21 protein-coding genes are annotated in these 26,247 nt (G+C 61.7%); 15 read left to right on the top strand and 6 right to left on the bottom strand.

The window, feature by feature from the left end; translation table 11 throughout:
• Window positions 1-26: 26 nt before the first annotated feature.
• From ACR3YK_RS02780 to ACR3YK_RS02760, 5 genes are all read right to left on the bottom strand, one after another.
• Complete coding sequence (locus ACR3YK_RS02780) at window positions 27-782, bottom strand: 3-hydroxyacyl-CoA dehydrogenase (RefSeq protein ID WP_486175721.1); 756 nt, start codon at window positions 780-782, stop codon at window positions 27-29.
• On the bottom strand, window positions 782-1,936 hold the full coding sequence (locus ACR3YK_RS02775) for a thiolase family protein (protein ID WP_486175720.1): 1,155 nt from the start codon (window positions 1,934-1,936) through the stop codon (window positions 782-784). Before ACR3YK_RS02775 ends, ACR3YK_RS02780 begins: the two co-directional genes overlap by 1 nt.
• Before the next feature lie 55 nt (window positions 1,937-1,991).
• On the bottom strand, window positions 1,992-2,846 hold the full coding sequence (locus ACR3YK_RS02770; protein WP_486175719.1) for an HpcH/HpaI aldolase/citrate lyase family protein: 855 nt from the start codon (window positions 2,844-2,846) through the stop codon (window positions 1,992-1,994).
• A 98-nt stretch (window positions 2,847-2,944) separates the two neighbouring features.
• Entirely contained in the window at window positions 2,945-6,901 is a 3,957-nt protein-coding gene (hrpA, locus tag ACR3YK_RS02765) for an ATP-dependent RNA helicase HrpA (RefSeq protein WP_486175718.1), read from the bottom strand.
• Window positions 6,902-6,955: 54 nt separating this feature from the next.
• Window positions 6,956-7,543 (bottom strand): antibiotic biosynthesis monooxygenase, encoded by a 588-nt coding sequence (locus ACR3YK_RS02760; RefSeq protein WP_486175717.1) that lies wholly within the window; start codon window positions 7,541-7,543, stop codon window positions 6,956-6,958.
• A 342-nt stretch (window positions 7,544-7,885) separates the two neighbouring features.
• Here ACR3YK_RS02760 and ACR3YK_RS02755 point away from each other — a divergent pair, with 342 nt between their 5' ends.
• From ACR3YK_RS02755 to ACR3YK_RS02745, 3 genes are all read left to right on the top strand, one after another.
• Complete coding sequence (locus tag ACR3YK_RS02755) at window positions 7,886-9,655, top strand: ABC transporter family substrate-binding protein (RefSeq protein WP_486175716.1); 1,770 nt, start codon at window positions 7,886-7,888, stop codon at window positions 9,653-9,655.
• Window positions 9,656-9,805: 150 nt separating this feature from the next.
• Complete coding sequence (locus ACR3YK_RS02750) at window positions 9,806-11,323, top strand: ABC transporter permease (RefSeq protein ID WP_486175715.1); 1,518 nt, start codon at window positions 9,806-9,808, stop codon at window positions 11,321-11,323.
• Window positions 11,324-11,325: 2 nt separating this feature from the next.
• Window positions 11,326-12,444, top strand: coding sequence for an ABC transporter permease (locus ACR3YK_RS02745; RefSeq protein ID WP_486175714.1), 1,119 nt, complete (start codon window positions 11,326-11,328; stop codon window positions 12,442-12,444).
• Window positions 12,445-12,455: 11 nt separating this feature from the next.
• Here the strand turns inward: ACR3YK_RS02745 and ACR3YK_RS02740 are convergent, their stop codons facing one another.
• Window positions 12,456-13,064: a PH domain-containing protein gene (locus ACR3YK_RS02740; protein ID WP_486175713.1), complete on the bottom strand. Its 609-nt coding sequence runs from the start codon at window positions 13,062-13,064 to the stop codon at window positions 12,456-12,458.
• Between the two features lie 53 nt (window positions 13,065-13,117).
• Between ACR3YK_RS02740 and ACR3YK_RS02735 the strand changes: the two genes are divergently transcribed.
• The 12 genes from ACR3YK_RS02735 to dgoD all read left to right on the top strand — a co-directional run bounded on the left by ACR3YK_RS02735 (window position 13,118) and on the right by dgoD (window position 26,246).
• A complete protein-coding gene (locus ACR3YK_RS02735) occupies window positions 13,118-14,791 on the top strand; it encodes an ABC transporter ATP-binding protein (RefSeq protein ID WP_486175712.1) in 1,674 nt (557 codons plus the stop codon).
• Window positions 14,792-14,846: 55 nt separating this feature from the next.
• Window positions 14,847-16,166 carry a flavin-containing monooxygenase gene (locus tag ACR3YK_RS02730; RefSeq protein WP_486175711.1) on the top strand — a complete coding sequence of 440 codons (1,320 nt, stop codon included), beginning with the start codon at window positions 14,847-14,849 and terminating at the stop codon, window positions 16,164-16,166.
• The gene (locus ACR3YK_RS02725; protein ID WP_486175710.1) at window positions 16,163-17,122 is read left to right on the top strand and encodes a bile acid:sodium symporter family protein; all 960 of its coding nucleotides are present in this window, start codon (window positions 16,163-16,165) and stop codon (window positions 17,120-17,122) included. The genes ACR3YK_RS02730 and ACR3YK_RS02725 overlap by 4 nt, the downstream gene beginning before the upstream one ends.
• Window positions 17,119-18,075: an NAD-dependent epimerase/dehydratase family protein gene (locus ACR3YK_RS02720; protein ID WP_486175709.1), complete on the top strand. Its 957-nt coding sequence runs from the start codon at window positions 17,119-17,121 to the stop codon at window positions 18,073-18,075. Before ACR3YK_RS02725 ends, ACR3YK_RS02720 begins: the two co-directional genes overlap by 4 nt.
• A 130-nt stretch (window positions 18,076-18,205) precedes the next feature.
• Window positions 18,206-18,877, top strand: a complete 672-nt coding sequence (locus ACR3YK_RS02715) for a GntR family transcriptional regulator (RefSeq protein WP_486175708.1) — start codon at window positions 18,206-18,208, stop codon at window positions 18,875-18,877.
• Window positions 18,878-18,888: 11 nt separating this feature from the next.
• Window positions 18,889-20,382, top strand: a complete 1,494-nt coding sequence (locus ACR3YK_RS02710) for an MmgE/PrpD family protein (protein WP_486175707.1) — start codon at window positions 18,889-18,891, stop codon at window positions 20,380-20,382.
• Window positions 20,382-21,287, top strand: coding sequence for a methylisocitrate lyase (gene prpB / locus ACR3YK_RS02705; protein ID WP_486175706.1), 906 nt, complete (start codon window positions 20,382-20,384; stop codon window positions 21,285-21,287). The genes ACR3YK_RS02710 and prpB overlap by 1 nt, the downstream gene beginning before the upstream one ends.
• A 49-nt stretch (window positions 21,288-21,336) precedes the next feature.
• Complete coding sequence (locus ACR3YK_RS02700; RefSeq protein WP_341620459.1) at window positions 21,337-22,479, top strand: bifunctional 2-methylcitrate synthase/citrate synthase; 1,143 nt, start codon at window positions 21,337-21,339, stop codon at window positions 22,477-22,479.
• 71 nt (window positions 22,480-22,550) lie between these two features.
• Window positions 22,551-23,381, top strand: coding sequence for an aldo/keto reductase (locus tag ACR3YK_RS02695; protein WP_486175705.1), 831 nt, complete (start codon window positions 22,551-22,553; stop codon window positions 23,379-23,381).
• A 164-nt stretch (window positions 23,382-23,545) separates the two neighbouring features.
• Entirely contained in the window at window positions 23,546-23,989 is a 444-nt protein-coding gene (locus ACR3YK_RS02690; protein ID WP_486175704.1) for a hypothetical protein, read from the top strand.
• Window positions 23,990-24,345: 356 nt separating this feature from the next.
• Window positions 24,346-25,116 carry an IclR family transcriptional regulator gene (locus tag ACR3YK_RS02685; RefSeq protein WP_486175703.1) on the top strand — a complete coding sequence of 257 codons (771 nt, stop codon included), beginning with the start codon at window positions 24,346-24,348 and terminating at the stop codon, window positions 25,114-25,116.
• A complete protein-coding gene (gene dgoD / locus ACR3YK_RS02680; protein ID WP_486175702.1) occupies window positions 25,113-26,246 on the top strand; it encodes a galactonate dehydratase in 1,134 nt (377 codons plus the stop codon). The genes ACR3YK_RS02685 and dgoD overlap by 4 nt, the downstream gene beginning before the upstream one ends.
• Window position 26,247: the final 1 nt, after the last annotated feature.

Raw genomic sequence — 26,247 nt, 5'->3', positions numbered from 1 at the left:
TGGTGTCGCGGTCGAGAGGAGATTCTCTAGCGCGGCTGCATCCGGATCGCACCGTCGAGCCGAATCACTTCGCCGTTGAGCATAGGGTTCTCCACGATGTGCTGCACGAGCGCGGCATACTCCGCCGGTCGTCCCAGGCGGGACGGATGCGGCACTTGCGCGCCGAGGGAATCTTGCGCCTCTTGCGGCAGGCCCGCCATCATCGGCGTCTCGAAGATGCCCGGAGCGATCGTCATCACGCGCAGCAAGCTCGCTGCGAACTCGCGGGCGAGCGGCAGGGTCATCCCGGCAACGCCCGCTTTGGAGGCGGCGTACGCGGGCTGGCCGATCTGGCCGTCGAAGGCGGCGACGGATGCCGTGTTCACGATCACGCCGCGTTCGCCATCGACGGGCTCGGTTTCGACCATCGCGGCCGCAGCGAGCCGGATAACGTTGAACGTGCCCACGAGGTTGATGCCGATCACGGTCTCGAAGGTCTCCAAGGGCAGCACGCCCTTGCGGCCGATGGTCTTGCCCGGCGTCGCAACGCCAGCGCAGTTCACGACGATGCGCAGCGGAGCCACCGAGCCGGCGAGATCGACGGCAGCCTGAACGTCCGCTTCGGAGCGCACATCAGTGGGCGCGAATCGGAAGCCGTGTTCGGCGGCGATGTCGACTCCACGAGAGCTGGGCAGGTCGGCGATGGTGACCTGAGCACCCTGCGCGGCGAGAGCGCGAGCGGTGGCCAAGCCGAGGCCACTGGCGCCGCCGGTGATAAGAGCTGCGGCATCCTGAATCTTCATTAAAGCCTTTCGATGAGGGTTGCGTTGGCCATGCCGCCGCCTTCGCACATGACGTGGAGTCCGAAGCGGCCGCCGCTGGCGTCGAGATTGTTGACGAGCGTGGTGAGTAGGCGAGTACCCGATGAACCGAGGGCGTGGCCGAGGGCAATAGCGCCGCCGCGGGGGTTCACGATGGTGGGATCGACGGGAAACTCTTGCAGCCAAGCGAGGGCGACCGAGGCGAAGGCTTCGTTGACCTCGATGCTGTCGAGTTGGTCGAGACGGATGCCGCTGCGTTCGAGAATGCGATGCGTGGCGGGAATGATGCCGGTCAGCATCTCGATGGGGTCGGAGCCGACCACCGCAAAGGAGTGGAAGCGCGCGCGAGGCTTCAGATCGAGGGCGGCCGCCCGCTCTTCGCTCATGATGAGCGCCGCCGAGGCACCATCGGTGAGCGGCGAGGAGTTGCCGGCGGTCACGCGCCACTGAATTTCGGGAAAACGACCGGCGATCTTGGCGTCGTAAAAGACGGGGGAGAGCCCGGAGAGCTTCTCGGCGGTGGTGCCGGGGCGCACGGTTTCGTCGCGGTCGAGACCGGCGAGCGGCAGAATCTCCGAGCTGAAATCGGCGGCGGCAGCGCGAGCGTGCGAGAGGGCCGCATAAACGTCGAGGTCGTCGCGTTCAAGACCCCAGCGTGCGGCAATCAACTCAGCGGAGATGCCCTGAGTAACAAACCCGTCGGGGTACCGATTGCGGATCAAGCGACTCATGCCGCCCTGACCGAGCGTCGCTTGCCCGAGGGGATGCGTGCTCATGAGTTCGACACCGCAGGCGATCACGATGTCGTTGACGCCCGCCATGATCGACTGGGCGGCAAAGTGCGCTGCTTGCTGGCTTGAGCCACACTGGCGGTCGATCGTGGTGGCGGGCACCGACTCGGGGAACCCTGCAGCCAGAACCGCGGTGCGGGTGACATTGGCGGCTTGGCGGCCGGATTGCGTGACGCAGCCACCCATCACATCGTCGATCGTGGCCGGGTCGAGATCGTGACGATCGACCAGACTGCGCAGAACTACGGCCAGAAGATCGACCGGATGCTCGCTCGAGAGCGCCCCACCAGGTTTTCCCCGGCCCGAAGGCGTTCGAATCGCGTCAACAATGACTGCCGTTGTCATGGCTCAACCCTAACCGCGGGTGCGGGTGCGGGGAAGAGCCACGACAGTGACAGCTTTAGGCGGGTTCGACACCAAACGCGCGAGCCAGCTTGTCAATCTTTTGAGCACGGCCGAGGCGGGGCAGGTCGCTGCCGTCGCGGATCACGCGGCCACGAGCTTCGAAGTCTTCTAGGAAGTCGCGAGCCCACGCCACGTCGGAACGCGTGGGGCTGATGACCTCGTTGATGATCGGGAGTTGCTCGATGTCGAGGCAGAGCTTGCCGGTCATTCCGAGCGAGACGGCCATGTCGCCCTGCTCGCGCAGAACGGGGTGGCTCGTGCCGACGGTCGGGCCATCGATCGGGCCGGGCAGGTTGCCGACGCGGCTGGCGATGACCAAGCGTGAGCGAGGGTAAGCCATAGCGAGGTCGTCAGCGCTGGCGCCCGTGTCGCGGCGGTAGTCGCCACTGCCGAAAGCGAGGCGGTACGCACCGCGGGCGCGGGCGATCGAGACGGCCTCTTCAATTCCGAGAGCCGACTCCACGAGAGCAATCACCGGGGTGACACCCTTGAGGCGGTCGAAGGTTTCCGAAACGTGAGCCGCGGCTTCAGCCTTGGCCAGCATGACGCCGCGCAGGCCGGGAAGGCCGGCGAGGGCATCCACGTCGTCTGACCAGAAGTCAGAGGCGCGGTCGTTGATGCGAACCCAACCGCTGCCGCCATTGCTCAGCCACTCGACAACAGCGTCGCGGGCGGCAGGCTTCAGACGCGGGTCGACGGCATCTTCAACGTCGAGGATGATCTGGTCGGCGCGCGAACGCTCAGCAGCGTCGAAGTCTTCGGGGCGCGTCGCCGCAACCAGAAGCCACGAACGCGCAATCTCGGCGGAAACCTCGTGGGTGGTCGGGTGGTCGGTGGTGCTTTCGGACACGCGTGAACTGCTTTCTTTCAGAAGAGAGGCCACGTTTTCGTGCCACTCGCAGCCTCAAGAGTAGCCGGTGAGGGCGGTCTGCGGCTGAAAATACGGCTTTAGGAGGCGAGCACCTTGGCGATGCGTTGCAGGCTCACCGATTCGGCTGTTCCCAAGTGCTGGGCGAAGAGACTCAAGCGCAGTTCTTCGAGCATCCAGCGGGCGCGGACGATCTGCGGTTCGGGATGTTGCTCCAGCGGTAGCGTGCCGCCCGCGTCCTTGTAGCGGCGGGTTGCCAACTCGACTTCGGACATCCACCCGCGGTCACGGCCGGGGTTCTCGGTGAGCTTTGTGACGCGGTGTTCGATGCCCTTCAGATAGACAGGGAGGCGGTGCAGTTGGGTGAGCCCGGTCGCCGAAACGAAGCCGGGATAGACGAGGGCATCGAGCTGTTCGCGCGCATCCCCGAGAGGCGCGATGAGATGCATGCTTGTCGCGGCACGAATCGCCTTATCGGCCAATCGCACCCCCGACACAATGGATGCCACGAGCGAGACAGTCGCAAAAAGCGAGTCGACGAGCCCTGCGGAAATCTCGTTGCGCAGCGCCTCGAACTCGGTCTGCTCGAACACCTCGCGGTCGCCCATGACGGAGTCGACGCAGGCGCGCAGGCAGTCATCGAAGAGGGCATTGGTCGAGCGGTACGGGCTCTGCGCGAGCACGAGTTTTTCGTTGCCCGTGAGATGTTCGTTGATGTACCCGAGCGGCGAGGGAATCGCCAACAGCAGCAGGCGACGCACGCCACTCTTGTGGGCGATGGCCTGATCGTGCGGGGTCGACATGAGGCGAAGGGAGACTGAGTCGCCGTCATCCACGAGCGCGGGGTAGGCCCGAATGGTGTTGCCGCCGTGCTTCGTGTCGCGAGAGCGGTCGAGCTGCCCGAAGTCCCACGCGGTGATGCCGGAACGTTCGAGAGTGTTTACCGAACGCTCGGGTGATCGCCCAGCGGCGCCTTCAACGGCACGCGCCACACTCTCGCGGGCGGCGGGCTTCAGGCTTGCCTGCAGGCTGCGCAGCGACTTGTTGGCGCCGACCTTCTTGCCGCGCTCGTTGATCACCGCGAAGGTGACCTTGAGATGCGCGGGTACTCGGTCGAGATCGAAGTCGGATGCCGCAACCTTCACGTAGGTCAGGCGAGCGATTTCTTTGGCCAGATACTCAGTGATGCCGGGGCCATCGTCGAGGGCGGCAGCGGCTGGATCGGCCGGAGCCTCCTCGAGCAGGCGGCGAGCCCAGTCGGCGGCGGGCACGACGTTGCGGCGGATCGGTTTCGGCAGTGACTTGATGAGCGCGGTGACAAGTTCTTCGCGCAGCCCCGGTACTTGCCAGTCGAAGCCTTCGGGGCGCAGCCCGGCGAGCAGCGGGAGCGGCACAGCAACGGTGACACCGTCATCGTCGGTTCCGGGCTCGAAGCGGTAGGTCAGGCTCAGTGTCTGATCGCCGCGCACCCAGGTGGTGGGAAAGGCGGTCTCGTCGACTTCAGCGTCATCCGCATTCTCGAGCAGGTCATTGGTGGTGAGCGTGAGCAGGTCGGGGGAGTCGTGGCGCGCCTTTTTCCACCAGCCCTCAAAGTCACGAACCGAGGCGACGGTGGCGGGGATGCGCTTGTCGTAGAACTCGAAGATCGTTTCGTCGTCGTGCAAAATGTCGCGACGGCGGCTGCGCTCTTCGAGTTGTTCGAGGTCGCGGCGCAGCGCGCGGTTGGAAGCGTCGAAGTCCCACACACGCTTGTCGCGCTTGGTGAGGTCGTCTTCGCCCTCCACGAGAGCATGACGAATGAAGAGCTCGCGAGCGGCGGGCAAATCAACGCGCGAGAACTGGATGCGCCGGCGAGCGGCGAGCGTCACGCCGTAGAGCGTCACGCGTTCAAACGCGACCGCAGCGCCCTGCTTCTTTTCCCAGTGCGGTTCGGAATAGCTACGCTTCACGAGGTCGCCCGCGAGCTTCTCGGCCCAGACGGGGTCAATCGCGGCGTTGGTGCGCGCGAAGAGCCTGCTCGTTTCCACAAGCTCGGCGCTCATGATCGCGTTGGGTTGCTTCTTCGCGAGAGCAGAGCCGGGGAAGATCACAAATCGGGTTTGACGCGCGCCAATGTAGTCGCGCTTCGCGACATCCTTGAGGCCAATGTGGCTGAGAAGACCAGCCAGAAGCGAGCGATGGATGCCGTCGGGGTTCGAGTGCGCGTCGCCGATAACCAGCCCAAGCGGCTTGGCCATCCGGCTCAACTGCCGGTAGACGTCGTGCCATTCGCGCACGCGCAAATAATTGAGGTACTCGTTCTTACACAGGCGTCGGAACTGGTTGCCCGAGAGTTCTTTCTGCTTCTCTTCGAGGTAGTTCCAGAGGTTCAGCAGGGTGAGAAAGTCGCTCGTGGGGTCGATGAAGCGAGCGTGTTGCTGGTCGGCTTGCGGGCGCTTATCGAGGGGGCGCTCGCGGGGGTCTTGAATGCTGAGCGCGGCGACAATCGCCATGACCTCGCGCGTTGTACCGTGCTGTTTCGATTCGATCACCATGCGGGCGAGGCGCGGGTCGATGGGTAACTGCGTGAGTTGCTTGCCGATGCGGGTGATGCGCGGGGCGGCAGCCTTCGAGGCGGCGCTACCGGCCTTGCCGCCCGCGCGGGGACCGTTCACGCTCGACGATGTTTTCGTGCTGCGGATGCCGGCGGTGTTCTCCACGGCGCCCAGCTCGGTCAGAAGGTCGAGACCGTCTTTGATGCCCCGAGAATCGGGTGGCTGCAAGAAGGGGAACTCGGCGATGTTGCCGAGCCCGAGTGACACCATCTGCAGGATGACCGCGGCTAGGTTAGTACGCAGAATCTCGGGTTCCATGAACTCGGGCCGCGAATTGAAGTCCTCTTCGGAGTAGAGGCGAATCGCAATACCGTTGCTCGTTCGGCCAGAACGCCCTGAGCGCTGGTTGGCGCTGGCCTGGCTGATCGCTTCGATGGGCAGGCGCTGAATTTTGGCACGGGTGCTGTAACGGCTGATGCGTGCGGTTCCCGCGTCAATCACATAGCGGATGCCGGGCACGGTCAGACTGGTCTCGGCCACGTTGGTGGCCAGAACGATCCGGCGTCGCGTGCCGGGAGGGCGGCGTGACTCGAACACGCGGTGTTGTTCGGCAGCGCTCAGGCGACCATAGAGCGGCAGCACTTCGGTGCCGTCGGCGAGCTTGCCGGCGTTAATCCGGCCGCGGATGGACTCTTCGGCATCCCGAATCTCGGTTTCTCCGGAGAGGAACACGAGCACGTCGCCATCGCTCTCGCGGGAGAGCTCGTCGAGGGCGTCATTGATGCCTTCGAGGTAGTCGCGGTCGGCACGGTTGGCTGCCTTCTCTTCGGCGTCTTCCGCTTCGAGATCATCGCCGGTGTTCTCCTCGGCGACGAGCGGTCGATAGCGAATCTCGACGGGAAAGGTGCGGCCAGACACCTCAATGATCGGTGCGTTGTCGAAGTGCTTGGAGAAGCTTTCGGGGTCGATCGTGGCACTCGTGATGATGATGCTGAGATCGGGGCGCCGGGCGCGAAGTTGCTTCAGGTAGCCGAGGAGAAAGTCCACGGTGAGGCTGCGTTCGTGCGCCTCATCGATGATGATCGCGTCGTACTTTGTGAGGTCGCGGTCGCGGTGGATCTCGTTCAGCAGAATGCCGTCGGTCATGAGCTTCACGCGAGTGTTCTTTCCGACGCGGTCGGTGAAGCGTACTTGGTAACCGACGAGGTCGCCCATCTCGGTGCCGAGCTCGTCGGCGATGCGCTCGGCTACCGTGCGCGCGGCGATGCGTCGTGGCTGCGTGTGCCCAATGGATGTCTTGCCCAGTTCCAGCAGAATCTTGGGTAGCTGGGTGGTTTTTCCGCTACCCGTCGCGCCCGCGATGATCACAACTTGGTTGTCGCGGATGGCCGCCAGAATGTCGTCTTTGCGCTGGCTGACGGGCAGCTCGGGCGGGTACGTCACAACAACGTCAGCGGGCAGCGCGGCTGCGGTGCTGGCGGAGTGAACGTCGGAGGCAGACATAGCCCTTCAGCTTACGCGCTGTGCGCCCTGCGGTGTGCGATCTCGGGGCTCCCGCTAGGGCGTCGGCGTCAACCAGCGCCGCAGCATCCGTGTCACCCCGGGGAGCAGTACGTAGGTCATAATCGGCGTGAGACAGAGCGTGGTGAGCAGCACGCGCACGACGATCGGTAGCGCATCCCAGCCGGGAATGAGCAGCGTCACGAGCAGCGTGAACAGAAGGTTGAGGGGGAAGAACCCCAACCAGATGGTCACGGCTTGCTTCCAGCGTGGGGGAGCGGCGGGAACAGGGGAGACGAGCCCCGCGTGTTCCACCGTGATTTCGGTGGGCTCATCGAACCAGCCCTCGATTCCGGTGCGGCGCTCGGTGCGCTGATCGTGCACAAACCCGCTACCGCTCTGCAGCCACCACGCACGTTCGGGGGATTGTTCCCAGTGCAAGAGCGCTGCGTCATCCGCAAATCGGTAGAGCATGTGCCACGTGGTGCTGTTGGTGCCGGCGCGCACCCAACCCGAGCCAAGAAAGCCGGGATAACTGGTGGCAAGGTTGATGCCGGTTTGCATCCAGGCGGTGGCTTCGGCGATGCGCGCTGGGTCGACAGTGCGTTCGATTGAGATCGTGATCGGGGCGTTTTCGGGCGACATGAGCGCACTCCTTATCTGTTGTCCAGCGGCAACAGTGACGGCCGGTGTGGGCTTCGCTGGCGTCAAGTCTAAGTTGGATGCTCGCCCGGGAGGCTGATCGTCGTGTTAAGTCTGTGCAACACCTCTGCAGCCCACAAATGCTGTGGGTTCTCACCCTCCGCTCATCCGCGCATCGCCCTCCCTGTGGGGTAGACACAGTTATCCGCGCAGGAATGTGTCGTTCTTGTTGCGAATTGTGCGAATCGACAGTTTCTATTGCCCTGACGTTCAGCAATACGGTGTAATGGCGGCCATGGGATTGGTCTATGCCGTCCCTTCGACCACCTTTCTACTGGAGGAAAGATGAAGAAGAAGCGCGTCTCAGCTGCCATAGCTGTGCTCGCGGCTGGAGCTCTCGCCCTAACAGGGTGTACTCCGCCGTATGAATCAGAAGTTATTGCCGACACCGAAATCACGGTGGCGTGGAATGACCTGATCGATAACTTCAACCAAAGCAGCGCAGCGGGTAACAACACCGCTAACGCCGTCGTGTTGTACATGATGAACTCTGGGTTCTTCTACTACAACAGCGAACCTGCTCTCGTGCGTAACACCGATTTCGGTACGTTCGAGAAGACCAGCGACGACCCGCTGACGGTCAAGTACACGATCAACGACAACGTCACCTGGTCTGATGGAACCCCCATCGACTCCGCTGACTTGCTGCTCGCGTGGACCACCATCTTCGCCGGTGTTGAGGATGCCGAGGGCGCTCCGCTCTTCACTCACGCCAACCCGCGTGGTGACCTCGCTTCGGCTCTGCCAGAGATTGACGACAAGAGCATCACGATCGTGTACGACAAGGCCTACGTTGACTGGGAGATCCAGTTCGACCTCGGTGTTGCCGCTCACGGTGTTGTTTCGCTCGCGTACCCCGAGATCGAAGACCCTGAGGAAGCTAAGGAAGCTTTCGTTGAGGCCGTTCAGAACGACGACGTCGACTGGCTGACCCCGGTTGCCAAGGCATGGAACGACGCGTACCAGGCCCCGAACACTCCGGACAACGACCTGGTTGCTCTCTCGAGTGGTGCCTACGTTCTCGACGAGCTCGTCGAAAACGAGTACGTCGCGCTCAAGGCGAACGAGCTTTACACGTGGGGCCCCTCGCCCAAGTACGAACGCATCATCGTTCGTCAGATCGAGGACTCCACCGCTCAGGTTCAGGCCATCGAGAACGGTGACGTTCAGATCGCTGCTGGCCAGCCGACTCCTGACGTGCTTGAGCTCGTCAAGGGACTGGGCAACGCCGACTACGTGACTGCCGATGAGGCAACCTACGAGCACATCGACCTCACGTTCAACAACGGTGGTCCCTTCGACGCTGCCACCTACGGTGGAGACGAAGAGACGGCTAAGGCTGTTCGTCAAGCATTCCTCAAGGTCATTCCTCGTCAGGAAATCCTCGACAAGCTGATCAGCCCGTTGAACCCCAACGCTGGACTGCGTGACTCGATCCTTCAGATTCCTGGTGCTCCCGGCTACGACGAGATCGCCTCGACCAACGGTTCGGCAGACTACGCCGAGGTTGACATTGAGGGCGCTAAGAAGCTGCTCGCTGATGCCGGAGTGGCCACTCCAGTTGAGGTCAAGTTCTGGTACCCCGAGGGCAACGTCCGTCGTGCATCAGAGTTCGAGTTCATCCAGCAGTCGGCTGCACTCGCCGGCTTCACCGTTGTCGACGACTCGGAGCCCACCTGGGCCTTCACCGACAAGGAAGCACTGCCGATCAACCCGCACGACGCGGTTATCTTCGCTTGGCAGTCGACGAGCCTCGCGCTCACCGGTTCTGACCAGTACCTCGGTACCGGTCAGCCCAGCAACTTCGGTGGATACTCCAACACCGAGGTAGACGGACTCCTCAAAGACCTCGAGACCGAGCTGGACCCCGCTGTCCAGACCGAGATCCAGGTTGAGGTCGAGAAGCTGGTGTGGGACGACGCTTACGGCGTCACCATCTTCCAGTTCCCCGGAATCACCGTCTGGAACAACTCAGTAACGAACGTGGACCCGAGTCCGCTGTCGCCGACCTACTTCTGGAACTTCTGGGAGTGGGCACCGACCGACTCCGAGTAATTACTCGGTAGCGCTCACGAGTGGGCCGGGCTCCCTGTCCGGCCCACTTATGAGCATGTCGTTCTGCCGCCTAGCGGCACTGTTTTTGTTCTGTTGTGCATGCCCCCGAAATGAGGATCTCCGGTGCTGACCTTCGTCGCCAGGCGCCTTGTGGCCACTCTTTTAGTTCTGCTTGTGGCCTCATTCATCGTCTATGTACTAACCGCCAATTCCGGCGATCCGCTTCGAGATCTTCGGGGTAGCCGAGATCCCAGTGCTCAAGACCAGATTGCGTACTTGAGTGGCCTTCTCAATCTCGATCAGCCTCCCGTGCTTCGCTACTTCTCTTGGCTGGGAGGAGTCGGGGCCTGCTTCATCGGCCAGTGTGACCTCGGCATCTCGGTCGCCCGTGGCCAGCAGCCGGTAATCGAAGCCATCGGTGGAGCACTTGGTTCCACGCTTCAACTCGTACTCGCCGCAACGATCCTCGCAATCGTGATCGGTGTCGCCATCGGAATGACCACCGCTCTTCGTCAGTACAGCGGTTACGACTACGTCGTCACTTTCCTCACCTTCGTCTTTTACTCTCTGCCCATTTTCTGGGTCGCGGTGCTTCTCAAAGAGTTCGGCGCTATTCAGTTCAACTCGTTCCTCGGCAACCCCGTCATACCCTGGTGGGCGATACTGCTCATCGCCGTGATTATGGGATTCATCGCCTCGGCGATCGTCGGTGGTGAGCTGCGAACTCGAGCTATTTCCTTCGCTAGTGTTGGCGGCGGAGTAGCCGCGTTACTCATTCTTTTGGATGTCACTCGCTGGTTCGAGAGTCCCTCGATCGGTTTCGTCGGCATAGCGCTGATGTCGGTGGCAACGGGGGCGGTCGTTCTCTTCACCTCTACCGGCTTCCACAACCGTCGTGCCCTGCTTGCGGTGGGAATCGTCGTGGTGCTCACGGTTGTGTTGAGCTGGCCGTTCCAGTTCCTCTTCTACTACGTCAACAGCCCGTGGACTGTGCTGCTCGTGCTCGCCATCTTGGTGGCGCTCGGCCTACTCGTTGGGTTCTTCGTCGGCGGCGATGGCAAGGCTGTCGTGGCGCGAACTGCCGCCATCGTCGGTGGCCTCGGCGTGCTGCCTCTCGTGCTCGACCAGATGTTCATTCGCTGGGACGAGTACGTTGCGCGCATTCCGCTCAGTAACGGTGTGATCGCGACGATCGGTGCTTCGACTCCCGCCATTCGCCGCGTCGATGACACATGGCTCAATATGCTCGACTCGCTGACCCACATGCTGCTACCCACGATCGCACTCATGATCATCTCGCTCGCGGCCTACACGCGCTACGCTCGCGCGAGCCTGCTCGACGTCATGAACCAGGACTACGTGCGCACTGCTCGTGCCAAGGGCCTAGGCGAACGAACCGTCGTGATGCGTCACGCCTTCCGCAACGCCATGATCCCGATCGCGACCATCATCGCGCTCGACTTCGGGGCGGTGATCGGGGGTGCCGTGATCACCGAACGAGTCTTTGCCTGGCAGGCGATGGGCTCCCTCTTTAACGAGGGACTTCACCGCATCGACGTGAACCTTGTGATGGGTTTCTTCCTCGTTACGGGCATCCTCGCCGTTATCTTCAACGTTATTGCCGACCTTTTGTACTCGGCCCTTGACCCCAGAATTCGGGTGAGCTGATCATGACCGACAAGAAGCCCGCAGCCGACGAGCAGTCGGTAGGCCAAGAGCTCAGCATCGAACAGCGTGCGACGGTAGGTCTCAGCCAGGGCGCGATCGTGCGCCGCCGCTTCCTGCAGCACCGCGGCGCCGTTATCTCAGTGTTCGTGCTGCTCTTTCTTGTGCTTCTCGCGTTCACCTCCGTGGGCACGGTGATCGGAGGTACCGGCAAGCTCACACCAGACCCCACCGGCACTCGACTCATCATCGATGGATTCCGTATTCCCGGGTGGTGGGGTTACACCTGGTGGGAGCGCTACGACATTCTGCTTCCCGGCGGCGCCCCCACTTTCACATGGTGGCCGTTCAGTTTCGGCGAGCACCCCTTCGGTCAGGACAACACCGGTAAAGACGTCTTTGCTCGCGTGATGCGCGGCATGCAGCAGTCGCTCAATGTTGTCTTCGTCGTGGGAATCATCTCGACCGTGATCGGCGTGGTTCTCGGCGCTCTTGCGGGCTACTACCGCGGCTGGGTTGACCAGGTGATCATGCGTCTGACCGACGTCATCATCATCGTTCCGCTGCTAATCCTCGGTGCCGTGCTCGGCCAGACCATCGGTGGCGACGCTTTCCTGCTCGCCGTGATGATCGGACTCATCGCGTGGACCGGTATGGCGCGTCTTGTGCGTGCCGAGTTCCTGAGCCTGCGCGAACGTGAGTTCGTGGATGCAGCCCGGGTTGCTGGGGCAAGCGACTTCCGCATCATCTTCCGCCACATCCTGCCCAACACTGTCGGCGTGATCGTCGTGAGCGCAACCCTGCTGATGAGTGCGGTGATTCTGCTCGAGACCTCACTGAGCTTCCTCGGTTTCGGAATTACGGCTCCGGATATTTCGCTCGGCCAGATCATCAGCGAGTACAACGAGGCGTTCAAGACGCGCCCGTGGCTATTCTGGTGGCCAGGTCTGTTCATCGTCGTGATCGCCCTGTGCATCAACTTCATCGGTGATGGACTGCGCGATGCGTTCGACCCTCGCCAAAAGCGTGTTCCTCGTCAACGTAGCCTCGGCGCCGAAATCGGCAACTTCTTCAAGGCCTACATCCCCGGCGCACGTCCCGGCGACGGAACCTCAAACAAATGAGGGCGGCGAAACTAGCCAAACGTCGTGAGCATGCTGAGCAGAGTCAGCGCCACGAGAGCCGCGATCGTGCGCCAGTGCCACGCGACTCGCAGCTTCGTGAACTCGCTCGTGGCGCCATCCAAATGTCCAGCATCGCGCAACTGCTCCCAGTGCTTACGGATGACGTACGCAGCCTGACCGGAATCCGACGTGATGAGGTCGCCGGGTCGCACCGTGCCCGCAAGGTAGCTCGATTCGGGCAGGTTCTTACCGTCTTGGCGCACAGCGCTGAACACGGCATGACGGCCCGGAGCGGGGGCAGCCCACGCGGTGACCGTGCCATGCGCCGTCTCCAGAGTGAGCGCGTACTTGGTGTCGATGCGGCGAATTTCGGGCCACGCGACCTCGATGGTGCGCAGCACGTTGCGCAGGGTGACACCCGACGCCGTGACGCGAACATGGGGGCGCCAGAACATGCCCCACGTGAGCAGGCCGAGCAGTCCGAAGACGGGCGCGACCTGCAGAGCATCCAGCCACCGGCCTTGAAAAGCTGTGACAAGAAGTCCCGCTGCGAAGGCAGCAATGACAACAATCGAAAGTACGCGCCCGAATCGCGAGTGCAGGGTGAAGTTTGGCGACACGGAACCATGTTCCCACGAGAGCCACGCATCCAGGGTGAAAGGCGAGACTCCTGATGACTGAATCAGCTACTACCGAGGCAACCGCGAAGGTTCCCGCGATCGAGGTCACTGACCTCGGTGTCGACTTTTGGGTCGAGGGCGAGTGGGTTACCGCCGCCAAAAACGTGAGCTACACGCTGCAGGGTGGCGAAGTGCTCGCCATCGTGGGCGAATCGGGTTCGGGTAAGAGCACGAGCGCAATGGGGCTGCTCGGACTTCTGCCAGAGAACGGACGTATCTCGGGCAGCGTGAAGCTGGCCGGTGAAGAACTGGTCGGAGCATCCCTGCACCGTCTGCGCCAATTGCGCGGTGCCGGTATCGCCGTGATCTTCCAAGAGCCCATGACGGCGTTGAACCCCGTGTACACAATCGGGTTCCAGATCGTGGAGGCGCTTCAAGTGCACAACGCCGGCATGCTGCGGGTGGATGCCAAAAAGCGTGCCCTGGAACTGCTCGCGATGGTGGAGCTTCCCGACCCGCAAAAAGCGTTCGACTCGTACCCGCACCAGTTATCGGGCGGGCAGCGCCAGCGTGCCATGATCGCTCAGTCAATCTCGTGCGACCCTCGCGTGCTCATCGCAGATGAGCCGACGACGGCGCTCGACGTGACCGTGCAGGCTGAGATCTTGGAACTGCTGCATCACTTGCGCTCCAAGCTCGATAGCGCGATCATCCTCATCACCCACGACATGGGGGTCGTTGCCGACCTCGCGGACCGTGTCATGGTCATGAAGGACGGCGAAGTGGTGGAGACGGGAACAGCAGACTCGCTGTTCGCCGGAGCCACGCATCCGTACACTCAGGCTCTGCTCGAAGCGGTTCCTCACCTCGGTGAAGCTGGCGAAGCATCCGTCTCGAAGGATGACCGAGAGGTCGTCGTGACGATGACTAACGTCGCCATCGAGTACCCGAAGCGTGGCCGGGTTCCCGCGTTTCGCGCTGCGGATGACATCAACCTCTCGATTCGTCAGGGCGAAGTTCTGGGCCTGGTGGGGGAGTCCGGCTCGGGCAAGACCACAATCGGTCGGGCGGTTGTTGGGCTGCTTCCTGCCGTGGAAGGCACGCTCGACATCGTCGGCACCAATATGGTCGGTATCAACAAGGCCAACTTGCGTGCCGTACGTCGTGACATCGGCATCGTCTTTCAAGACCCGGGTTCTTCTTTGAACCCCCGGATGCCGATCGGCGAGAGCATCGGAGAGCCGATGCGCCTCGGTGGCGGCTTCAGTCGCAAAGACGAGGAAGCCCGCGTGAGCTTGTTGCTCGACCGCGTGCAGCTCTCGGCCCACATGCGTAACCGCTACCCGCACGAGCTTTCGGGCGGTCAGCGTCAGCGCGTCGGAATCGCCCGCGCGCTCGCGCTCAGCCCCAAGCTACTCGTGGCCGACGAACCTACGTCGGCGCTCGACGTCTCGGTGCAGGCCAAGGTGCTCGAACTCTTTCAAGAGCTCCAGAAGGAACTGGGCTTTGCCTGCCTATTTGTGACCCACGACCTGGCCGTCATCGACATTCTCGCCGACCGCATTGCTGTGATGCACCGCGGAAAGATCGTCGAGCAGGGCACGCGCGATCAAGTGCTGCGTAATCCCCAAGAGGAATATACGCAACGCCTTATCGCCGCCGTTCCGCTGCCAGACCCCGAAGAGCAGCGTCGCCGCCGCAGCGAGCGGGAAGCGCTGTTTAGCTAGAAAGCGCTAGGCTGCGAAACGCCACGAATAATGTCGTTCACCCGGGGAGGAATGGATGCCTCGCACCATCGCCATCATTGGTGCTGGTCCATCAGGACTTGCTGCTGCCCGGGCCCTCGATAAGGCAGGCATTGCGTACCTCGGATTCGAGTCTGCTGCCGACGTCGGAGGTCTCTGGAACATCGACAACCCGCGCAGCACAATGTACGAATCTGCGCACCTCATTTCGTCGCGCACGACGACCGAGTTTCGTGAGTGGCCGATGCAGTCGACCGCCGATTATCCAAGTCACCGTGAACTGCGCACGTACTTTCGGGCGTACAGCGATCGCTTCGATCTCGGCAAGAAGTTTCTTTTCAACACCACGGTAGAACGGCTCGAACCCACCGACGACGGCGGGTGGAATGTCACGAGCGTGACGCGTGGCTATGTGCCGCGAACGAAGCGATTCGACGGCGTGATTCTGGCTAACGGCACTTTGGCGCGCCCCAGCATCCCGCAGTTCGACGGTGAGTTCGCGGGTCAGATCATTCATTCGAGTGAATACAAGAAAGCGCGCATCTTTGCGGGCAAACGCGTGCTGGTTGTCGGCGCAGGCAACAGCGGTTGCGATATTGCCGTGGATGCCGTGCACCACGCCAACAGCATTGACCTGAGTGTGCGGCGGGGCTACTACTTCGTGCCGCGCTACCTGTTCGGCAAACCAGCGGACACCTTGAACCAGGGCCGACCGCTGCCGGCGAAGATTAAGCAGTTCGTTGACACGCGCGTGCTGAAGGCCTTTACGGGTGACCCGGTGAAGTTCGGTTTTCCGCCCGCGGACTACAAGATCTATGAGTCGCACCCCATTGTGAACACGCTGGTGTTGGGGCACCTCGGTCAGGGCGACCTGCGAGTGGTGCCCGCGCCGGAGCGCTTCGAGGGTAATACCGTGCATTTCACGGACGGCACGAAAGCCGACTACGACCTTATTGTCTTAGCCACCGGCTACACCTTGGACTACCCCTTCGTCGATCGTGAACACCTTAATTGGTCTTCCCTCGCTCCCGAGCTCTACCTCAACATTTTCCCGCCCAGCTTCAATGGTCTTTATGTCATGGGAATGATTGAGGCCAGCGGCATTGGGTGGCAGGGCCGGTACGAACAAGCAGAGCTGCTCGCGGCCTACCTCGCCGCTCAAGACGAAGCTCCCCGGGCTGCGGCGCACTTTCGCGCGCAGGTTGAACAACCGTGGCCCGATCTCACCGGCGGCTACAAGTATTTGGCGCTGGAACGCATGTCGTACTACGTCAATAAGGATGCCTACCGGCGCGCAGTGCGGCGCGCCCGTGAGGCCCTTACCCGTAAGGCACGCGACGTTAAGGAACAGTCATGACTATCGATGATGCGCTGCTCAACTTCAGTCCGGGCTCGCTCATCGCGCTGAGCATTGTGCTCGGCCTCATCATGTTCGGCATCGCCCTCGATACGAGCATCGACGACTTTCGAGCGGTACTGAAAGCTCCCCGCGCCTTCGTGATCTCCCTTGTTGCCCAACTCGTACTCTTGCCCGCCGTCACGTTCGGGCTCACGCTACTGCTGCAGGTCGGGCCCTCTATTGCGCTCGGGATGATTCTGGTTGCGTGTTGTCCGCCGGGAAATGTTTCCCAGGTTCTCACCTATCGAGCGCGGGGCAACGTTGCTCTCTCAGTCTCGATGACGGCGGTCACCAACGTGATTTACATCGTCATGTTGCCGGTGAACCTGTCGCTGTGGGGAGGATGGCACCCCACAGCATCCGCGATTCTCGAAAATGTCAGTCTCAACGGTTGGCAGATGCTGCTGGAGATCGTTCTGATTATCGGGCTGCCGTTCGTGCTCGGTTTCGCGATCAAGAACCGCTGGCCGGCATTTGCCAAGAAGGTGCAGCCCACCGTGAAATGGGTCAGCCTGCTGGCATTGCTGGGGTTCATCATTGCGGCGCTCGCAGGCAACTTCGCATTCTTTATTGCCTACGTTGGCGTTGTCTTGCTTGCTGTTTTCGTGCACGACGCGGTTGCGCTCGGCCTCGGTTATGCCAGTGCGCGTCTCGGAGGTCTGGCGCTCTACGAAGCCAAAGCGGTGACCTTCGAGGTGGGAATCCGCAACGCCGGCCTCGGGCTCGGGCTTGTATTCACCTTCTTTGGGGGACTAGGCGGAATGGCCGTTGTTGCGGGATGGTGGGGTATCTGGGACATCATCGCCGGGCTCGCACTGGCGACCTGGTGGGGCCGCCGCAAGGCACGGGGCGCCACAGACAGCTCGGGGCCGAATTCCGGTAGCTCAGCAAACGAAGCGGAGGCACACGCGTGAGTCGAGTTCTTGTGACGGGTGGCACCGGATTCTTGGGCACCTCGGTAGTAGCAGGGTTGGCTGCATCCGACGCCATTGAATGCGTGGTCAGCGCCGATATTCGAGCTCCCAGCCCCGGCGTGCGACTGCCGGGGGTGCTGTACGAACGCGTTGACGTGACGGATGCCCCTGACCTGCCCGAGCTGCTGCGTCGCCACGAGATCGACACCGTCGTTCACCTCGCTTCCATCGTGAACCCGGGCAAGAGCACCACGGTCACTCAAGAATTTGCGGTCGACGTTGAGGGTTCGCGAGCCGTGTTCGACGCTTGCGTTGCGGCCGGGGTCACGCGCGTGGTCGTGTCGTCGAGTGGTGCGGCGTACGGCTACCACCCGAATAATGCTGAGTGGATTGTTGAGAGCGACCCCATTCGTGGCAATGATGACTTTCCGTATAGCCGTCACAAGCGCATGGTCGAAGAGATGCTGGCCGAGTTGCGCGAAACGGCACCGCAACTGACACAGACCGTGTTTCGTATCGGCACTATTCTGGGCCCGGCAGTCGACAATCAGATCACGGCGTTATGGGAAAGCCGGCGCGTGCTGAAGCTCGCCGGCTCAGACAGCCCCTTTGTGTTCGTCTGGGTGGATGACGTTGTTGAGGTCATGGTGCGTGCCGCCAGTGGTGGGCCAGCCGGAATCTTCAACGTCGCAGGTGACGGCAAAATGACGGTCGCGCAGATCGCGGCCGCGTTGGGGAAGAAGATGCTTGTGATTCCGGCGTGGCTGTTCACGGTGGCGTTGGGCGTTGGCCACGCCCTCAAGCTCACGCCCCACAAGCCTGCTCAGGTCAACTTTCTGTTGTATCGGCCTGTGCTCGACAACACTGCGCTCAAGAACACCTTTGGCTTCACCCCGAGCAAAACGAGTCGGGAGGCATTTGCCGCCTATCTTGAGGCTCGCGCTCGACGGTAATCTGTATACAGTTTACCTAAAATTCGGCTTGATTTCTTTAGAATCAGGCCTAGACTGAGATTCTTGTATACAGAATCCCGTGTCGTGGCTTCGCGCGCCCGCACCGAGTTTGCTGGCCTTGGAGGTGCGCATGGCAACACCACTCAGAGCGAGCGAACGTGCTTATCAAGAGCTGCGCGACGACATCGTGGAATGGCGACTCGCTCCCGGAACGATCCTGGGCGAAGTCGAGCAAGCGGCGCGGCTCGGAGTATCCCGCACCCCGCTGCGCGAAGCACTGTCGCGGCTCATGACGGATGGGCTCGTGGCAAGCCAATCCGGTCGGGGACTTGTCGTCAGCGACGTGTCGGTCGACAACATCCGCGAACTCTTCGATGTGCGCAAGGCGCTCGAAGTGATGGCCGTACGTTTGGCTGCCGAGCACCACACCGGCAGCACCTTTGCCGATCTCGAGCGCGAGTTCGAGGCCGTGCCACTGATGTTGGCGCGCGACGATAGCGACCGCAGCGCGTACTTCGATCTCGTGCGCCGTTTCGATAGCGCGGTGGACGATGCGGTGGCTAACGACTACCTCACAGGCGCCCTGAATTCGCTACGCACCCATCTCGTGCGCGTGCGTCGCCTCGCCAAAGACAACCCTGATCGACTGGCCGCTGCCGCTCGCGAACACCTCCTTATCGTGCACGCCATCGTCGCTCGCGACGCTGAGCTTGCCGCGCACGCCACTCATGTTCACCTCCATCACGCGCTCACGAGCGCATTAGCCATGGCCGCAGATTCTCCGCTGCGCGCCGCCAATTGAAAGGCTCCACTGTGAAAGACCACGCCCTCCGCGTTTACCGCAGCGACGAGAACCTTGCTCGCGAAGACCAGCTCGCCCACAAGATCGCAGCCATCGCTGCAGAACAGCTCGAGCCAACGGATGCCGTGACCGACATGGTCATCAACCGTGTGATTGACAACGCTGCTGTTGCCACCGCATCCCTCACCCGGGCGCCGGTTGTTGCTGCTCGGGCGCAGGCCGAGCGCCACCCGTACACGCCAGGAGCCACCGTGTTTGGCTCCGACGAGCGCGTCAGCCCGGAGTGGGCAGCCTGGGCCAACGGCGTTGCCGTGCGCGAGCTCGACTACCACGACACTTTCTTGGCCGCCGACTACTCGCACCCCGGTGACAACATTCCGCCGATCTTGGCCGTGGCTCAGCACACCGGCCGCACGGGTGCCGATCTGCTGCGCGGCATCGTCACCGGTTACGAAATTCAGATCGACCTCGTGAAGGCGATCTGCCTGCACAAACACAAGATCGACCACGTTGCCCACCTCGGCCCGAGCGCCGCCGCTGGCATCGGAACCCTCCTCGGTCTCGACACCGAAACAATCTTCCAGGCTGTCGGCCAGGCACTCCACACGACCACCGCCACGCGCCAGTCACGCAAGGGTGAGATCTCCACGTGGAAGGCCCACGCTCCCGCTTTCGCCGGCAAGATGGCCGTTGAAGCCGTCGACCGTGCCATGCGCGGGCAGACCAGCCCCACCCCGATTTATGAAGGCGAAGACGGCGTGATTGCGTGGATGCTCGACGGTCCCGATGCGCACTACGAAGTTCCGCTGCCTGAGCTGGGGGAGCCGCGCACCGCGATCCTCGACTCGTACACGAAGGAGCACTCGGCCGAGTATCAGGCGCAGGCGTGGATCGACCTCGCCCGCAAGCTCGGGCGCGAGCATCCTGAACTGGTTGAAGAGAACATCAACCGCATCGTGCTGCACACGAGCCACCACACGCACTACGTGATCGGTTCCGGAGCCAACGACCCGCAAAAGTACGACCCCAACGCGAGCCGCGAAACGCTCGACCACTCCATTCCGTACATCTTCACGGTTGCCCTGCAAGACAAGGAATGGCACCACGTGCGCAGCTACGCTCCCGAGCGCGCCAACCGTGCAGACACGGTTGCCCTGTGGAAGCGCGTGACCACAGAAGAAGACGCCGAGTGGACACGTCGCTACCACTCGATCGACCCCGCCGAGAAGGCATTTGGTGGTCGCGTCGAGATCGAATTGACCGACGGTAGCCGCATTGTTGAAGAAATCGCCGTTGCGGATGCTCACCCGCTCGGTGCTCGTCCCTTCGCTCGCGCTCAGTACGTCTCCAAGTTCCGCACCCTCGCGGATGGCGTGCTCGCGAGTGACGAAATCGAACGCTTCCTGGCTGCGGCCGAACGCCTGCCCGAGCTGAAGGCATCCGAACTGGGTGAGCTGACCGTTCGCGGCAACTTCCCCGCCACCACCGCCAAAGGAATCTTCTAATGCTGTACGCCCAAACAGATCCAGCCACCAAGCGCGCCCAGTTTCGCGAGCGCCTCGCGAGCGGCGAACTGCTGCGCGTGCCCGGTGCGTTCAACCCGCTGAGTGCTCGCCTGATCCAAGACAAGGGCTTTGACGGCGTCTACATTTCGGGGGCTGTCATCAGCGCCGATTTGGGGTTGCCCGACATCGGTCTGACGACGCTCACCGAGGTGGCTGGTCGTTCGCAGCAGATTTCGCGGATGACCGACCTCCCGTCGCTCGTTGACGCCGACACCGGTTTCGGAGAGCCCATGAACGTGGCTCGCACCGTGCAGACCCTCGAAGATGCTGGAGTCTCCGGGCTCCACATCGAGGACCAGATCAACCCGAAGCGCTGTGGGCACCTCGATGGCAAAGCGGTTGTCGACACCGACACCGCCCTCAAGCGGATTCGCGCGGCGGTTGATGCTCGCCGCGATCCGAACCTGTTGATCATGGCTCGCACCGACATCCGTGCCGTTGATGGTTTGGATGCTGCGATGGACCGCGCCAAGCAGCTCGTTGATGCGGGCGCCGACGCGATCTTCCCCGAGGCAATGAAAGACCTTGGCGAGTTTGAGGCGATGCGCAATGCCGTGGATGTCCCGATCCTCGCGAATATGACAGAGTTCGGAAAGAGTGAACTTTTCACGACAACACAATTGAGCAATATCGGCGTAAACATTGTTATTTATCCCGTAACCCTGTTGCGTAGTGCCATGGGTGCTGCAGAGCGCACCCTCGATGCGATCACCGCCGACGGCACTCAGCAGTCTGTTGTCGGTGAGATGCAGTCGAGGGCCCGCCTCTATGAACTCCTCGACTACGAAAGCTATAACTCTTTCGATTCGTCGGTGTTCAACTTCACTCTCGATAACCACTTTTAGCCATCTGTTTTCACCACTCTTGACTCGATAGACACAACCGAGGAGCACCATGACTGACTCAAACGGAACCCCCGAAAACGAGATCCGCAAGGGCCTAGCCGGGGTCATCGCCGACACCACTGCGATTTCTAAGGTCAACCCCGAAACGAACTCCCTGCTGTACCGCGGCTACCCCGTGCAAGAGCTGGCCGAGAAGTGCACCTTCGAAGAGGTCGCCTACCTGCTGTGGCACGGTGAGTTGCCGAACGGCGAGCAGCTGGAGGCGTTCCAAGCCTCCGAGCGTGCGCAGCGCCACCTCGACGCGCACACCAAGCGTGTGATCGACGAGTTGCCGCTCACCGCGCATCCGATGGATGTCGTGCGCAGCGCCGTCAGCGTGATCGGCGCCATTGACGACACCCTCACCGACCCCGCCAGCATGATCGACGAAGAACTCAACCAGCAGCGCTCGCTGACCCTCTTGGCGAAGCTGCCGGCGATCATCGCCTACGACCAGCGCCGCCGTCGCGACCAGGAGCTCGTGGAGCCGCGCGACGACCTCAGCTATTCGGCCAACTTCTTGCACATGACCTTCGGTGAGGTACCTGACCTCGTTGTCGTCAATGCATTCGATGTGTCGATGATTCTGTACGCCGAGCACTCCTTCAACGCTTCGACCTTCACTGCCCGTGTCGTCACGAGCACGTTGAGTGACCTCTACAGCGCGGTTACGGCAGCAATTGGTGCGCTCAAGGGCCAGTTGCACGGTGGCGCGAACGAGGCCGTCATGCACGTCTTCGACGAGATCGGCACCGCCGCAAACGCCGAAGCCTGGCTCGAGACAGCACTCGCCGAGAAGCGCAAGATCATGGGCTTCGGCCACCGCGTGTACAAGAACGGTGACTCACGAGTGCCCACCATGAAGGCAGCGCTCGAAACCCTTATTGCTGAGTACGACCGCCCCGACATGATGGAACTCTACGAAACCCTCGAAACGGCCATGACGAGCCGCAAGAACATCAAGCCGAACCTCGACTACCCGAGTGGCCCGGCCTACAACCTCATGGGCTTCGACACCGACATGTTCACGCCGCTGTTCGTCGCGGCGCGAATCACCGGCTGGACCGCTCACATCATGGAGCAGGCTGCGTCGAACGCCCTCATCCGACCCCTCGCGGCGTATTCGGGAGTGGACGAGCGCCACATCGGCTAGAAGTTTGCACGTTCGCTAGGAGCTTGAGCCGCGCGGGTGGAATCGTCAGTCGTCAGTGGCAAGATGGGCAAATGACTGTTCCCCAGATTGAACTCAACGACGGCAATTCCATCCCGCAGCTCGGGTTCGGAGTCTTCAAGGTTGACCCCGCAGAAACCGAGCGCATCGTCACCGACGCGCTCGAGGTTGGCTACCGCCACCTCGACACCGCCATGATCTACGGCAACGAGCAGGGCGTGGGCAACGCCATCAAGGCCTCGGGTATCCCACGTGAAGAACTCTTCATCACGACGAAGCTGTGGAACAGCGACCAGGGCACAGACTCTGCTCGCGATGCCATGGATCTCAGCCTCGAAAAGCTGGGCCTTGACTATGTGGATCTGTACCTCATCCACTGGCCTCGCCCCGACCTCGACCGCTACCTCGAGACGTGGCTCACGATGGAAGACATCAAGGCTGAAGGTAAGACGCGCTCGATTGGTGTCAGCAACTTCCACCGCCCGCACCTCGAGAAAATTCTCGCGGGCAGTGAAACGGTTCCCGCAGTGAACCAGATCGAACTTCACCCCGCTTTCGCTCAGCGCGAGCTGCGCGCCTATGGTGCCGAACTTGGCATCCACACTGAGGCGTGGGGCCCACTGGGTCAGGGTAAGTACGACCTGTTCAGCGAGACGGCACTGCAGACTGCCGCCGAAGCACACGGCGTTTCACCAGCGCAGGTTGCGATCCGTTGGCACCTGCAGAGCGGCATCATCGTGTTCCCGAAGTCGAACTCGCGCGAGCGTATGGCTCAAAACTTCGACGTCTTCGGGTTTGAACTGTCGGCGGATGAGATGGCTTCTATCGACGCGATCGACCGCGACCAGCGCGTGGGCACGAACCCCGACGAGGCTACTTTCTAGCGCTCGCTTCGCGCTTCGCACAGGGGCCGGCATCCCTACTCACTTCGGTGTGTGGATGCCGGCCTCTGTCGTTGAGGCGCTGGTACGCTAGACGCTCACAGAGTGTTGCTCGGCATACTCCTTCCGGGTGCTACACAACACATCGAGCGGCGAGGACCAGAGTCATGACAAACCCCGGTCTCTATCAGAGCCCCACTGAGGGGTGGGCGTTTGTTCCGTTTCTGGGTGCGCTAGCGACTTTTGGTATCGCTGTGATCGCGGTGCTGTACTGGTTCGCCGGCCCCGGCCGCAAGTTTCGGCTTCGTGCTTTCGCGCTCACCGTGCTGGCGGTCGCTGCGGGAGCGGCAAGCGCGCTTGGCCTCGTGGCTGCGGCGGAAAGCTTCGAGGAACGTCATTCAGCGGCGTTCGCGGAATACACCACCGCAGTACAGGGCTGGGCTGCTGACGAATACGGTGTCACCCTTACTGAAGACGATGTGCTCGACATGACTCAGGGACGGCCCGCCGTGATAGAACGCAACGGCGGCGACTGGCGTGTACTGCTCGAAGTGGTGTCTGCCAACGGCGACGTCGAGCTTCGCGACGCTCAAGTGCTTCCGGCCCAATAGCGGCGTCTCGCCCGGTCGAATCCCCCACTCGTGGTAGCCCGAGGTTTGGGGGCTGCTGGCGTTTCCCGTGCCGACGCGAAAGCGCGGCCACTAGCGGAGTGCCGCGTCACTTCACCCCAGAAGTGCGCTATGTGCACACCCGAGTGCCTATTTTGCAGTTTTTTGGGAATTTCTCTAGATCACCTCATCAATTAATGGAATACTCTTCCAAAAGCGCAACAGTGTGTGCGCTGGATGCACTAATCGAGGGAGATCTTGGTGATGAGTCGGTTCGGCAACACGCAAGGACGCGTGTCGATTGTGTTTCCTGTTCCCCGCCGCCGTCGTAGTTCGTCAACCGACGAGGGCCGCTAAAGGTGGCTACTTCGATCGAACGGGCGCTCGACGTTCTCGAGCTCATTGCTGCTGAACGTCAAGGAATTAACGACCTCAGCGCGAAATTAGGGGTCCATCGTTCGACCGTTCTTCGTCTTGTGCAGACGCTTGAGGCACGTGGTTTCGCGCGTCGGAGTCCCGACGGAAAATGGGGGATCGGCTTCGGCCTCGTTGCAATCGGCCAAGGGGAACTGGACCGTTTAGACCTGCGAGAAGTTGCGCACCAACATCTCATCGAGCTGAGCCACGAGCTCGGTCACACTGTTCATCTTGCTTCACTAATCGGGCACAACGTCGTCTATATCGACAAGGTCGACGGCGGCTCTCCGGTCAAACTGCAATCTCGTGTTGGAGGAAGGGCGCTGGTGCATACGGCAGGCGTCGCGAAAGCTGCCCTCGCCTACGCCTCCGATGTGGTGCGTGCCGCGGCCATCGAGACCTGCACCTTCGAGCGCTTCACCCCAACAACCATCTCTAGTGCTGGTGCGCTGTTGGCAGAACTGGATCGCATCCGCGAACGGGGGTGGGCCAGAGATAACGCTGAGGCAGAGAGCTTCATCAACTGTGTCGCGCTGCCGATCTTTGGAAGCGACGGCAAAGTCGTTGGCGGAATGTCGGTCACCGCAGTGAAGGCCTTGGCTCCTTTGCCTGTGCTCGAGGGGCATCTCGAACGGATAGCCGCGACTCGCGACGCAATATGCGCCGAACTCGGATATGTGGGCACTGCACGCGAACAGGGGTGGGCATCATGAAAATTACGGCGATTCGAGTTTTCCACGTCCTGCCGAGGTGGACGTTCGTAGCGATCGACACCGATAGCGGTATTACGGGTTGGGGTGAACCCGTAGTTGAAGGCCAGTCACGGGTCGTTGAACAGATGGTGGAGCACCTTGCTCACTACTTGATCGGTCAGGATCCGCGCCGAATCGAGCACCACTGGCAAGTGATGTACAGGGGCGCCTTCTATCGCGGCGGTCCCGTGATCAGTAGCGCAATAAGCGGGATCGAACAGGCTCTGTGGGATATCAAGGGAAAACAGCTGAATGTTCCCGTGCACGAGTTGATGGGCGGTTACGTGCGCGACAAAATCCGCATGTACGGACACGCTCGTGGAACCAGCGATAGCGACTTCGTGAGCGCCGCGCGCCTGGCTCAGGCTAACGGCATGACTGCGATCAAGTTCGGCATCGATGGGCCTGTGGCTAGCATCGACACTCCGGACTATGTCGATCGCCAAGTTAGCCGGATCGCCGCAGTGCGCGACGCGGTGGGCCGATCATTCGACATAGCGCTCGATTTTCACGGGCGCACATCGCCCGCGATGGCAAAACGTCTTATCGCGGCAATCACCCATCTTGATCCCATGTTTGTCGAGGAACCGTGCCTGCCGGAGAATGTCGCGCAGCTCGCCGAAATCGCCCATTCAACGGACATACCTCTAGCAACGGGTGAACGAAAGTTTACGAAGTGGGAGTTTGAACAACTTCTCGCGGCGCGGGCGGTAGCAATCGTGCAGCCGGACCTCTGCCACGCCGGAGGAATCTGGGAAACCCGCAAGATCGCGGCAATGGCTGAGGCGCAGTATGTCAGCGTCGCGCCTCACAATCCGCTTGGCCCGATTTCTCTCGCCGCATGCCTACAGATTGATGCATGCATCCCAAATTTCCTCATTCAAGAGTATCCGGCCACCGATGATGGTGCCGATCTTGGGGTGGGGATTCTCAAAGACCCGTTTGTGATTCGCGACGGGTTTATCGCAACTCCGGACGGCCCTGGACTTGGCATCGAGGTGGATGAAGACCTCGTCCGAGCTCGGCAGTATCCCGGAGATTGGACGACGCCGCGGTTTGTTCATTCAGATGGCTCGCACGGCGATTGGTAAT

It is taken from the genome of Salinibacterium sp. 10G20-15, from assembly GCF_057365065.1.
Note: the sequence above shows the minus strand (reverse complement) of the source record. Positions and strands in the feature narration are given on the sequence as shown.